Here is a 10,880-nt window from a genome sequence, read left to right as displayed (position 1 = left end):
GCAAGCGTAGTTTCCAGGGGGGTCATCCGTGTCCACAGAGCCACAAGTCATCGCGGGTCGGTACCGCGTCGACGAGCTCATCGGGCATGGCGGAATGGCGAAGGTCTACCGCGGATATGACCTGACGCTCGGGCGCGAGGTCGCGATCAAGATCCTCGATCCCGATCTCGCGCGAGACACCACTTTCCGTAACCGGTTCCGGCTCGAGGCGCAGGCAGCGTCGCGCATGTCGCATCCCTCGATCGTCCGGGTGTTCGACGCCGGCGACCCTTCGACCAGCGAAGTCGGCTCCGACGAGCCGCCCTACATCGTGATGGAGCTGGTCAAGGGCACTCTCCTCAAGGACATCATCTCCGCCGGTCCCGTACCGGCGACTGACGCGGTCCGCTACGTCGACGGCATCCTCGAAGCGCTCGATTACTCGCACCGTGCCGGTGTCGTGCATCGCGACATCAAGCCCGGCAATGTGATGGTGACCGACAAGGGCCAGGTCAAGGTGATGGACTTCGGCATCGCCCGAGCCGTCTCCGACTCGTCGTCGACCGTGGCCGAGACCACCCAGATCATCGGCACCGCCGCCTACTTCTCACCGGAGCAGGCAAAAGGCGAGCCCGTCGACGCTCGGGCCGACCTCTACTCCACCGGCGTCGTTCTGTATGAGCTGCTCACGGGTCGCCAGCCTTTCCGAGGTGAGTCGCCGGTGGCGGTCGCCTATCAGCACGTCAGCGAGACCCCCGTTCCGCCGACCGAGGTGAACGAGGATGCTCCCCGCACTCTCGATCCGATCGTGCTCCGCGCGCTCGCGAAGGATCCTTACCAGCGGTACCCGGACGCCGCTCATTTCCGCGCGGCATTGGATTCCGCCATGACCGGGAGCGCACCGACCCGCAAGGAGCTCGGAGCGCTCACCAGCGAGCTGTACGGGGCGAGCCCGCGGCAGGCGCAGGAGACGGCCCGCTCGCTGCGCCAGCTCAGCACGGATACGACCATGACAAGAACCCAGTCCGGTCCTCCGGTCGCCTGGATCTGGGCGGGCGTGGCGCTTCTCGCCGTGCTGCTGGCCTCCGTGCTGTTCTGGGTCGTCACGATCAGCATGCGGCCCCCCGAGGTGTCGAGCACGTCACGCACCATCCCCAACCTCGTCAACGTGTCTTCGGAACGGGCACAGGACGACCTCGCCGCGCTCGACCTCTCATCGAAGATCGTGATCGAGACGAGCTCCGAGGTGACGGAAGGGAACGTGATTCGCACCGACCCCGAAGCGGGAGTGTCGGTGGAAGAGGGTTCCACGATCACCCTGTACGTCTCCAAGGGCGAGGAGACGGTGGTGATGCCGAAGATCGAGGGCATGGCCCTCGACGATGCCACGAAGGCGCTGACGTCTGCCGGCCTCGAACTCGGGACGGTCATCCAACGCAATGACAAGGCCCTGGCCACGAACACGGTCATCTCCGCCAGCGAGAAGGCCGACACCGAACTGGATCCGGGAACCGTCATCAACCTGGTCGTCGCCAGCGGCAAAGTGACGTTGACCGACCTCGTGGGCTGGACCGTCGACGCGGCCACGACCAACCTCGCCGATCTCGGTCTGGTCGCCGTGCCGACCGAGACGGCGGAGTGCCCCGCGACGGAGCCGACGACCGTTCACTCCATGTCGGTGGCGCCGGGTGACGTTCCGGTCGGCTCGTCGGTCCAGATCTTCTTCTGCACCGGCTAGCACGTCCCGGTCGGAGCGCGGCGCGGGGGAACTGCTCAGCTGGACAGCGGATGCAGGTGCTCTGCGCGTGCGACGGCGTTCTGGTCTCCGCACAGCTCCAGCCAGTTCGCCATCAACCGATAGCCACCCTCGGTGAGCACGCTCTCCGGGTGGAACTGCACCCCCCACAGGGGGAGGTCGCGGTGGGCCAGTGCCATCACGGTTCCGTTCTCGGTCCAGGCGGTCACGATGACGGCGTCGGGCAGATCGGATGCGCACAGTGCGAGGGAGTGATAGCGCCCCGCATCGAAGGGCGAGGGGATCCCGGCGAACAGCGCAGAGCCGTCGTGCGTGACCGCCGATACCATTCCGTGCATGAGCTCAGGCGCCGCGGTGACCGGAGTGCCGAACGCCTCACCGATCGTCTGGTGGCCGAGGCATACCCCGAGCGTCGGTATCCGCAGCCTTATGGCGATGCGCACCGCGTCGAGCGATGCCCCCGCGTCGACGGGGGCACCGGGACCGGGAGAGAGCATCAACGCGTCGTACTCCGGAAGGGTCCTCTCCAGCTGAGCGGCGTCCGTGGCGTCTGACTCGATCATCACCGTGTCGGCGCCGAGCTCGCTCAGGTATCCGACCAGTGTGTGCACGAAGCTGTCGTGGTTGTCGACCACGAGCACGCGCGTCATTCGACGTCGACCTCGCCGGGCGCGATGATCGGGCTGACCCACGGGAAGACGTACCAGAACAGTCCGTAGAGCACGGCCGCGATGACGACCACGAGGATGAGCACGCGCAGCCACCACGGTCCGGGCAGCAGGCGCCAGAGTGCGGCGTACATCAGTCTTCTCCCTTGTGCACGTCCACGATCACACCGAGGGTGCGGCCGGCGGGGGCGGCGGGTCGGTCAGCGCGGTCGGCGGTCCCTCGGCACGCGGCTGGAAGCTCTCGAACACCCCGTAGGCGACGATGCGCTCAGCCAGCGAGTACAGAGGCGAGCACGCGGTGAGGGTGATGTACTGCTCGCCGGTCTGCTGCTCCGGCATCTGCGGCACATCGGCGAGAACGTCGGTCTGTGACGGCTTCACGTACTCGAGCGTCCGGAAGCGGTAGGTGTACCAGCCGTCTGGCGTCTCGACGACGATGGCGTCGTTCAGCTGCAGCTTGTCGAGTTGGTTGAAGGGCTTGCCCCAGGTGGTGCGGTGTCCGGCCAGCGAGAAGTTGCCGACCTCCCCGGGCATCTTCGAGTTCGTGTAGATGCCGATCCCCTGCTGATCGAGGGTGCGCGCGCGGCTCGTGCCCCCGAAGATCCCGAAGTTGTACTCGGCGCCGAAGCGCGGGATGTGCATCTGTCCGAACCACTGCGCGTCGGCCGGGGCTGCGGGTACGGGGGGAACGTAGGTGATGACGCCGTCGTCGCCCTCGACGACCGGCGGGAGTTCGGGGGCCTCAGCCTGTGCGAGTGCCTGGGAGACGGCTGCGCCCTCGTCGTTCTTCTGAGCGCTGATGATGATGTCGCCGATCCACATCTGCCACGCGACGAAGAGGAGGACGATCACTCCGGCCGTCAGCAGGAGCTCGCCGAGTACGCTCGCGAACGTCGCACGAGAGCGTGGTCGCTGTCGCCGCTGACGTCGCCCCCCAGGCGCGACGGATGCAGTCATGCGGTGATCATATCGGGGAACACTGAGCGGATGCCGTGGCTCACCGCCCCACGGGCTGACCGGCCTCGGCGGAGGACAGGTCTCATGGGTACAATGACGGAATGGCACGTGACCGCAAGACTGAAGAACCCGCCGCCGAGCGCGCCGAAGGCGACGCCGCTCCCAACGCCGTGTGGTTCAAGCCGGTGATGATCGGCTTCATGCTCCTGGGGCTCGTCTGGATCCTCGTGTTCTACATCTCCGGCATGCAGTACCCGATCCCGGGTCTGTCCAACTGGAACCTGGCGATCGGTCTCGGCATCGCGTTGATCGGCTTCCTGATGACCACCCGCTGGCGCTGACACCCTTTCTTCAAGAAAGGCCCCCTCGCATCGCGAGGGGGCCTTTCTCATGTCAGGAGCGAAGTACGACTCACGAGGCCTCTTCTCCGGGTCTAGCGGTCGCCGCTCCGGCACCGCAGCCTCACGTCGCAGCATCGCCTGCCATCGACCCAGCAACAGCAGCATCGCACGACACCCGCCCCACAACGATCGACCGAACCTTCAAGATCGAGGAAGGTCTCGTGCGTCGGAGCGAAACGGCCGTACTCCGCCGCGCCAGCGGGTACACATCGATGCGTGCATCTATCAACGGAGCGATCGCCACCGAACTCGCACTGCTCGAAGAAGCGCACAATGGGGGAAGGTGTTCCCACCGAACTCCAGCGAGTTCCAGCGAGGCCGCCCGTTCGGCAGCTAGGACAGGGCCACCCAGGGAGGAGAAAGGCGTCATCTGCGGACGAATCGCAATGGACAACCGAGTGAACGCGGAGATCACCGAGTTCGTCACCCGCACCGGTCGAGAGCCCGACGAGTGGGTGCCCAACTGGGAGTCCGCGTTCAACATCGCTCCCACCGAAGACACTCCGATCCTCGACTCCGCCGAAGCGGGGAGTCGAATGGAGCATGCTCAATGAGGGGCCGTGCTGCCTCTTCTGCGGTGGGAGTGCTGACGGCAGTTACCTTGTTTTGCGGTGTGGTCCGGCAACCGCGGCCTCTCCCGAGACGATGCTCCACGTTGCCAGCGCTGAGGCAGTCACGCATGAACTTACCAATCGCGCAGCGGTGGCCTCGTCTCCTGCGAGCACTACCTCGTCGGGGTCGAGGCGACGTGGTCGAGGATTGGCGTCGGCCCCGCGGCGCCATCAACCCGTTTCTCAAGGCCGGTTGTCTCGTGTTGCTACTTGATCCTCGCATACCCCTCAGATGCCACCCGACCGTTTGGTAGTGTGCTGTGCGAGGGGAAGGCGGCGCGCGTGGGGTCCAAGATGTCAGCGGTGCAAGAGGAAGGTGTCGTGCTGTGGTCGCGGAGTGTGCTGCTGCCGGTGGTCTTGGGGATTATTGCGGCAGAAGGGGAAAGTCACGGCTACCGCATCAAGCAGTTGATCGAGCGGGCGGGTCTGCGGCGCCCGGCCGATGGCGCCCTCTACCCTCTCCTGCGCGAGGCTGAAGACATCAATCTCTTGTACTCGTCGTGGCGCAGGGAAGAGACGAAGCCTGATCGCCTCGTCTATCGCCTCACGCCAGAGGGTGTGCGACGTTTGCGCGCGGAGCGCCAATTGTGGTCTACATTCATTCGCGACGTGAGTCGACTCCTCAAGGCGGGAGCCATCGCCGTGGATGACTTCGATCGCGATAGCGATGAATGACCGCATTGCGGCGGTCTCGCGGGGCGGCACAGATCGCTCAGGGTCGCGAACGGGTCGTATCGACCGCTTGTCTCCTCGGTGCATTTGAGCCCGTTGTGGACCGAGCGCTCGCGCTTCGTGCCTCTGTTAGCGCACCCCGCTCGCGTCGAGCGTTGGACTACACCGAAACGGAGATGTGATGGACCCCCTACCCCTACTCCATGGGAACTATCTTGAGCATCGACCCCGGGGTTGACCAACCGGGTCGGGTGCGGCCCACCTCTCCGCGAACCGTCTCAGGTACTTGAGGTTCGTGACCGAGAACCTTTCATCGAGGGGAACTCGGCTCGGAGGTCAGCGGCAAGCCGGCTGAATCCGCAACACCTCACCGCGAAGCTACACCGCACAACCCCGGCCACGATTCAATGTCGTCGGTGCCTGGTCTCCAGCTCCAGACATGTCGCCGGGCGCAACATGATCACACCGACACCACTCGTTCAGAGCGTGGACGGGATGAAGATCTCGACGCGGCGATTGAATTGGCGTCCTGCGGGGTTGTCGCCACCGTTGATCTCGTTTGGTGCGACAGGACGAGTCTCGCCGAACCCCCTTGGCATCGAGGTTCGCGGTAACACCTCGCTCCTCAAGCCCGATGAGGACCGATTCGGCGCGGTCTTCGGACAACTTCTGATTGTCGTCGTCGGTACCGATCGCGTCGGTGTGCCCGGAGATCTCCGCTTGGGATACGTCAAGTCAGGCGAACACGGTGGCGACAGCGTCCAACGTGGCTGCTGCATCCGCCCGGATGTTGCTCTTGTTAAGTCAAACAGCACGCCGTCGTCGAAGGTGAGTATGGTGCCGCACGTTTCGACTGGCGCGAGCGCGGACAAAGGAGGGAAAGATCCTAACTCCGGCACGACCGGGAGCGGGTTGGCGTTGACGGTTGTCCGGTCGACGCGGGCGGTACCGTCCCCGAAGTTCCGAATCGTCACGTCACTGCCACCGAAGTTCTGCACGGCGCCGCCAGGGCCCGTAAAAGCGCCAGAACCGTCCCCGTAGAGGAAGGCAGAGCCGTTCCCGTAACGACGTCGCCGGCCTCGTTGCAGTGCGCAGGAGTAGCAGTGACCCCCGGGATATCGGCCTAGGCGTCTCTCGCTTCGATAGCGAAAGCTGATGCTGGGGCGCTAAGCAGCGGTAGATCGGGCGGCACGAACAACGGAACGGGCGGAAACTGGCCGACGCCATAGCCCGGCACGACGGCAGAGCTTGAGGAGCCATCAGGAGACGAGGATGGTTGCTTCTTTCTCCGTTCCCGCCTCAGCGGTGCAACCGGAGAGAACGAAAGTCGCTGCCAGCCCTACGAAGAGGCCCCGCCGATAGGAATTGCTGGTTCGAGACGTCACGCCCTGATCAAATTGATAACACCCAACCGTTTGGTAGTCTTGAACTGATCCGTGTAACAGAGCGGTGGGTACGACGTCTCTCTACTTGCCGGGCTTGTCCGGTGCGTGTCACGGGTGGGGGCTCGTCATACGCAGGTGAACAAGGGTTTGCACTCTTCTGGGGTCGTTCTTTTGTCGCAATGCAAGCATCGGCGGCGGCGAGCCTCTTCCTCGCCGCCGCCACGCCTCTCCGGCCCACGCTTCTCATACAGATCTCTTGTTGATACAAAGTGGGGGGCGGTGGTAACCAGTGCGCGTCTCTCCACTAGACACCCTGAGAAAGGTGGACGTAGTGCAGGAGCGACCCGTCATGATGATCACCGGCCCCATCAAGAAGAGCCGTCTATCTGCGCGGCGTATCGCACACGCGAACACCGTCATCACCCCCGCGGTGCACGATTTCCGTTTCGCGTGGATTCCCGACGCGATCGTCGAAGTGTCCGCTACCGGCACTTATGCCGGACGCCCCGTCGTTGCTGTGTCCTTCAGCGGTCTCGATTACATCGTCGGCCATGAAAGTGACGCCCACCTCGTCGCCCAAACCGCACGCCTCCTCCAAGTCGTCGCCACGCGCGGCAACACTCAATGGCCCACCATCCCCGGCACAGGACCCCTCACCCCCACGATCCACAACGGACACCCCATCTGGGCCACCGCCACCGGCACCGGCACGAAGTTCTGCGACATCGGGCACCTCTTCCCCCTCGCCACCTGAGGCGGGCTACCCCGATCCCGGCACCGAGGCCCTTCCCGGGGTGCCTACGGGTGCCGGCGACGGTACGCTGGCCCCCTCCCTGTTTGGACGACGCGCGGCACCGCTCCACCACTGCGTGCTGGTCTTTCGCGGCATATCCCCACTCGCTGCGCTCCCTCTGGTGTTCCACGGTCCCCGCTCTTTGCGCCTCTAGCGGAGCTCCTCCATCCAGAATTCGGCGGCCCAGGCTGAGGTCGAGCCCGCGGCCGAGGTGTGCACAGCATTTGCTCAGGCAGTATGAATAGTCTGCGACTGCCCCGAAAACCCTGGGGAAGCGGACGAGGGAGCAGTACCCGCACACGACGACTGACTCGCTAGGGAGTCAGTCATGTCTTGGGTTATTCTTGTCGCCTCCGGAGTCCTAGAGGCGGTGTGGGCGACAGCTTTGTCCGCCTCGGATGGCCTCAAAAAGCGCCGTCCCACAGTCGTGTTTCTCATCGCACTTGCCCTGAGCATGATCGGCCTGGCGTGGGCGATGAATGATCTCCCCACGGGTACCGCGTATGCGGTCTGGGTGGGGGTCGGCGCCACACTGACTGTCTTGTGGGCGATGATCACGGGTAAGGAACGAGCATCGCTCCCGCGCTTGCTGCTTCTGTTGCTCCTCGTTGGCAGCGTTGTTGGCCTCAAGGTGGTGAGTTAGTCATGCCGTGGATCGTTCTCCTCATCAGTGCCGTCCTTGAAGCGGTGTGGGCGACCGCGTTGGGTCTCTCCCAGGGGTTTTCTCGACCGTCGCCGACCATAGTGTTCCTCATCGCACTTGCCCTGAGCATGATCGGCCTGGGCTGGGCAATGAAACACATTCCCATCGGGACCGCCTACGCCGTGTGGGTTGGACTTGGCGCCGTGCTCACCGTCACGTGGGCGATGCTTACAGGTGCTGAAGTGTTTTCGGCGGGCAAGGCGATCTTCATCGGAGGGATCGTCGCAGCCGTGATCGGCCTCAAGCTGGTCAAGTCTCCGCGCGTTATCGCAAATCCGGTCACCGATACCCCGCCCGATGCATCTTCGCTTCAGCGTGAACCATTGGAGTAAGAGCGACGGTTGCGTCGGCTTCTCCGGTGTGGAGTTGGCGCAACCGTGGTAGCGGAGACCTATCAACGGACACTTCGTGTCCGGCGAGCGAGAACGGCGCAGAGGAACAGGCCGATTCCGGGGTGTGCGGCCGACTGGGTCCACGTGCACCGGTGACATACGTGGGCTCGCTGGAGGCCCCGGTTGTCCCGTTCCACCCTCCGCGGATCCTGTCAGTCCCGGCGCCTTTCGCCGGCGAACTCCCAGAAGATGGCTGTCATGTCCGGCCCTGCAGGATCAACGTACCTTCCTGTACCTCCGGGGGTCGACCAGGTGTGCGCCTGCCCATTGACCATGACGAGCTCAACGAGGGTGCGGTCGGAGTCGTTCAGCGTCCACGTAGTGCGCTCGGACGGGTACATCGTGCCGCGAGGACCCGGTGAGGTTGTTGAGACATACTGCTCACTGCTGTTGTCCACCAGGTCGGATGCCGCAAGCCATTGTCGTGCCAACAGTCCCGCGTACGAGGGTGGGACCACCGTGTCTTGGTCCCCTTGGACGATGAGCAGCGGGACAGGTCGAGCGTACGGTCCCATCGCCTTCACGACTGAGGGCGCCGAAAGCTCGGGGTCTCTCAATACTTCATTCTTTGGAAGTCTCACGTAGGGACCGCCGGCGAAGGAAGTCACCGTTGCGAAGACGTCGGGGTACGTGACCCCCAGGTTAACGGCGGCAGCCGCGCCGGATGAGCCGCCGAGAACATGGACTCGTTGTGGGTCGACGCCATACTTCTGCATAACTGCCTGCGTCGCGCCAGCGATGGCCGTGGTCTCGCCTCCCGCGTCGCGGTACTTATTGACCGGTGAGTCCCAGTTCCAACAGCCGAAGTTATTGTTCAGCCGTGACTGATTCGGGTAGAGGACGAGGAAGCCCTCTTTGTCGGCCAGCGTGTTCAACTGGGTCATGTCCTTCATCGAGTTGGTCCCGTACCCCGTCATCCCGCAGCCGTGGATTGCGACGACAAGTGGCATCTTCTGGTCCGCTGTCCATGTGGGGGGAACGTGAAGCTGGTAGTCCACGATCCATAGTTTTCCGATGTGTTTGTCGGTGATGTCACCGGTTGGCGTTGACGACGCTGCTGCGCTCGGCGCGACAAGGAAGATCGAGAGTGCGACGACCACAGCGGCACGGACCGCGAGCCTGCTCTGGTTTCTGGGCGGTCGGGTGTGTGCGCCAGGAGGGGCGGTCATGATTCTCATTGGATTTCCTTCGTCGTGGCGGGCGTGATGGTGGAACTGGGGGGAGCCTCCTTGCGGATGAGCTGGGCTAGCAGGATCGCGAATAGAACCATCGCCATGCAGGTGGCGAGGAGGAAGAGCGGATTCGCTATGACCCCCACTCCTTCGAGGAGTCCATAAGCGAATGGCCCGACGAACCCTCCGAGAAGTCCGATCATGTTGATGAACGCGAGTCCTGCGGCCGCCATAAGTCCGGACATTCGTGACATCGCGACCGACCAGAACAGTGGCAGCATGCCCAACAAGAAGATGTTCGTCAGGAACAGGAACAATAGTCGCGCCATCGGTCCGGGGAAAAGTGAGTAGCCGGTCAGCGTGATCGTCGTCAGCGCGGCGCAGGCGATGATCAGTCTGGTGTCGTTGCCCGTCCGCTCGTGCAGCCAAGGGAGCAAGAATACGCCGATCAGCGCGGCCACCCCCATGCTGCCAGTGATCGCGCCAACGACCAGCGGAGAGTTGACGCCGAAGCCCTCGATAATCGAGGGCAAGTTGAAGCCCACTGCCGACGCGATGATCTGGTTGAGGAAGTACACCCCAGCAAGTATGAGAATCACCGGGCGTCCGAAGGCGATCCGGAAGTTCCCTCGGAGTCGTGTCGGGGATGAATGGTCTCCGGCGGTGGCATGGGTCTTGAGTTCGCGGGCCTCGGAATCCGACAACCATCGTGCCTGTGACGGCGTATCCGGAAGCAGCACCCACACCACCACGCCGACGACGACCGTGAGAAGGCCTTCGATGAGGAACATCCATTGCCATCCATGTAGATCGCCGATGCCGTCCAGAGACATGAGCCCGCCACCGACCGGCCCGCCGATGATCATTGCCAGAGCCGGAGCAGTGTACAGAAGACCGACGATTCTAACCCGGTGTTTCGGGGCGAACCATTGAGTGACGAGGTACATCAGGGCCGGGTAGAGCCCGGCCTCGGCGGCCCCGAGCAGGAAGCGAAGTACATAGAAAGAAATGGGGCCCTGGACGAACATCATCGCCGCGGACACCAGACCCCAGGTGACTGCGATCCGTCCGATCCATATCCGCGCGCCGACGCGATACAGCACGAGGTTGCTGGGAACTTCGAGCAGAGCGTAGCTCACGAAGAATAGACCCGCCCCTAGCCCGTACGCGGCCGCGCTGATCCCGACATCGGCCTCAAGTTGTGTTTTCGCCAGCGCAACATTCGTGCGGTCGATGTAAGAGAAGAAGTAGGCGGTGCCCAACAACGGCAACAGCCGCCGCATGGCTTTGCGGGTGGCGAGTTCGTGCAGTGTGGACGTCATGGAACCCCTTCGTTCCTGCCTTCGTCGTCGATGGCGAGGGGCGGGCTGACACACTGTCGTCAGCACTCC

General features: G+C 63.8%; 13 protein-coding genes. 7 read left to right on the top strand and 6 right to left on the bottom strand.

Going from position 1 to position 10,880, the window contains the following annotated elements; all coding sequences use genetic code 11:
* Window positions 1-28 precede the first annotated feature (28 nt).
* Complete coding sequence (gene pknB, locus ACIQLD_RS12225; RefSeq protein ID WP_402608254.1) at window positions 29-1,717, top strand: Stk1 family PASTA domain-containing Ser/Thr kinase; 1,689 nt, start codon at window positions 29-31, stop codon at window positions 1,715-1,717.
* A gap of 35 nt (window positions 1,718-1,752) precedes the next feature.
* On the opposite strand, the gene ACIQLD_RS12220 is transcribed toward pknB, so the two are convergent.
* The 3 genes from ACIQLD_RS12220 to ACIQLD_RS12210 are packed head-to-tail and all read right to left on the bottom strand — an operon-like array spanning window position 1,753 to window position 3,360.
* Window positions 1,753-2,385, bottom strand: a complete 633-nt coding sequence (locus tag ACIQLD_RS12220; RefSeq protein WP_402608253.1) for an anthranilate synthase component II — start codon at window positions 2,383-2,385, stop codon at window positions 1,753-1,755.
* Window positions 2,382-2,537, bottom strand: a complete 156-nt coding sequence (locus ACIQLD_RS12215) for a hypothetical protein (protein WP_021201363.1) — start codon at window positions 2,535-2,537, stop codon at window positions 2,382-2,384. Before ACIQLD_RS12215 ends, ACIQLD_RS12220 begins: the two co-directional genes overlap by 4 nt.
* Before the next feature lie 28 nt (window positions 2,538-2,565).
* Complete coding sequence (locus tag ACIQLD_RS12210; protein ID WP_402608252.1) at window positions 2,566-3,360, bottom strand: class E sortase; 795 nt, start codon at window positions 3,358-3,360, stop codon at window positions 2,566-2,568.
* A 101-nt stretch (window positions 3,361-3,461) separates the two neighbouring features.
* On the opposite strand from ACIQLD_RS12210, the gene ACIQLD_RS12205 reads away from it, so the two are divergent.
* The 3 genes from ACIQLD_RS12205 (at window position 3,462) to ACIQLD_RS12195 (ending at window position 5,047) form a co-directional block, all read left to right on the top strand.
* Window positions 3,462-3,701 carry a cell division protein CrgA gene (locus ACIQLD_RS12205; RefSeq protein WP_402608251.1) on the top strand — a complete coding sequence of 80 codons (240 nt, stop codon included), beginning with the start codon at window positions 3,462-3,464 and terminating at the stop codon, window positions 3,699-3,701.
* Window positions 3,702-4,147: 446 nt separating this feature from the next.
* On the top strand, window positions 4,148-4,315 hold the full coding sequence (locus ACIQLD_RS12200; protein WP_402608250.1) for a hypothetical protein: 168 nt from the start codon (window positions 4,148-4,150) through the stop codon (window positions 4,313-4,315).
* A gap of 339 nt (window positions 4,316-4,654) precedes the next feature.
* Complete coding sequence (locus ACIQLD_RS12195) at window positions 4,655-5,047, top strand: PadR family transcriptional regulator (protein WP_402608249.1); 393 nt, start codon at window positions 4,655-4,657, stop codon at window positions 5,045-5,047.
* A 375-nt stretch (window positions 5,048-5,422) separates the two neighbouring features.
* On the opposite strand, the gene ACIQLD_RS12190 is transcribed toward ACIQLD_RS12195, so the two are convergent.
* Window positions 5,423-5,710 carry a hypothetical protein gene (locus tag ACIQLD_RS12190; RefSeq protein WP_402608248.1) on the bottom strand — a complete coding sequence of 96 codons (288 nt, stop codon included), beginning with the start codon at window positions 5,708-5,710 and terminating at the stop codon, window positions 5,423-5,425.
* Window positions 5,711-6,778: 1,068 nt separating this feature from the next.
* On the opposite strand from ACIQLD_RS12190, the gene ACIQLD_RS12185 reads away from it, so the two are divergent.
* The 3 genes from ACIQLD_RS12185 to ACIQLD_RS12175 all read left to right on the top strand — a co-directional run bounded on the left by ACIQLD_RS12185 (window position 6,779) and on the right by ACIQLD_RS12175 (window position 8,257).
* Window positions 6,779-7,183: a hypothetical protein gene (locus ACIQLD_RS12185; RefSeq protein ID WP_402608247.1), complete on the top strand. Its 405-nt coding sequence runs from the start codon at window positions 6,779-6,781 to the stop codon at window positions 7,181-7,183.
* Between the two features lie 367 nt (window positions 7,184-7,550).
* Complete coding sequence (locus ACIQLD_RS12180) at window positions 7,551-7,865, top strand: DMT family transporter (protein WP_402608246.1); 315 nt, start codon at window positions 7,551-7,553, stop codon at window positions 7,863-7,865.
* 2 nt (window positions 7,866-7,867) lie between these two features.
* Complete coding sequence (locus tag ACIQLD_RS12175; RefSeq protein WP_402608245.1) at window positions 7,868-8,257, top strand: DMT family transporter; 390 nt, start codon at window positions 7,868-7,870, stop codon at window positions 8,255-8,257.
* 212 nt (window positions 8,258-8,469) lie between these two features.
* Here ACIQLD_RS12175 and ACIQLD_RS12170 read toward each other — a convergent pair whose 3' ends face one another.
* Both ACIQLD_RS12170 and ACIQLD_RS12165 read right to left on the bottom strand, forming a co-directional pair.
* A complete protein-coding gene (locus ACIQLD_RS12170) occupies window positions 8,470-9,486 on the bottom strand; it encodes an alpha/beta hydrolase family esterase (RefSeq protein ID WP_402608244.1) in 1,017 nt (338 codons plus the stop codon).
* A 5-nt stretch (window positions 9,487-9,491) separates the two neighbouring features.
* Window positions 9,492-10,811: an MFS transporter gene (locus tag ACIQLD_RS12165; RefSeq protein WP_402608243.1), complete on the bottom strand. Its 1,320-nt coding sequence runs from the start codon at window positions 10,809-10,811 to the stop codon at window positions 9,492-9,494.
* Window positions 10,812-10,880: the final 69 nt, after the last annotated feature.

It is taken from the genome of Microbacterium sp. NPDC091662 (assembly GCF_044756705.1).
Lineage (GTDB): Bacteria > Actinomycetota > Actinomycetes > Actinomycetales > Microbacteriaceae > Microbacterium.
This window is presented reverse-complemented; position numbering and strand designations above follow the sequence as displayed.

What these genes read in the sequence shown, in the direction of transcription:
- ACIQLD_RS12220 (WP_402608253.1), bottom strand. Translation starts at nt 2,385, where the DNA reads ATGACGCGCGTGCTCGTGGTCGACAACCACGACAGCTTCGTGCACACA.
- ACIQLD_RS12215 (WP_021201363.1), bottom strand. Translation starts at nt 2,537, where the DNA reads ATGTACGCCGCACTCTGGCGCCTGCTGCCCGGACCGTGGTGGCTGCGC.
- ACIQLD_RS12210 (WP_402608252.1), bottom strand. Translation starts at nt 3,360, where the DNA reads ATGACTGCATCCGTCGCGCCTGGGGGGCGACGTCAGCGGCGACAGCGA.
- ACIQLD_RS12205 (WP_402608251.1), top strand. Translation starts at nt 3,462, where the DNA reads ATGGCACGTGACCGCAAGACTGAAGAACCCGCCGCCGAGCGCGCCGAA.
- ACIQLD_RS12200 (WP_402608250.1), top strand. Translation starts at nt 4,148, where the DNA reads ATGGACAACCGAGTGAACGCGGAGATCACCGAGTTCGTCACCCGCACC.
- ACIQLD_RS12185 (WP_402608247.1), top strand. Translation starts at nt 6,779, where the DNA reads ATGATGATCACCGGCCCCATCAAGAAGAGCCGTCTATCTGCGCGGCGT.
- ACIQLD_RS12180 (WP_402608246.1), top strand. Translation starts at nt 7,551, where the DNA reads ATGTCTTGGGTTATTCTTGTCGCCTCCGGAGTCCTAGAGGCGGTGTGG.
- ACIQLD_RS12175 (WP_402608245.1), top strand. Translation starts at nt 7,868, where the DNA reads ATGCCGTGGATCGTTCTCCTCATCAGTGCCGTCCTTGAAGCGGTGTGG.
- ACIQLD_RS12170 (WP_402608244.1), bottom strand. Translation starts at nt 9,486, where the DNA reads ATGACCGCCCCTCCTGGCGCACACACCCGACCGCCCAGAAACCAGAGC.
- ACIQLD_RS12165 (WP_402608243.1), bottom strand. Translation starts at nt 10,811, where the DNA reads ATGACGTCCACACTGCACGAACTCGCCACCCGCAAAGCCATGCGGCGG.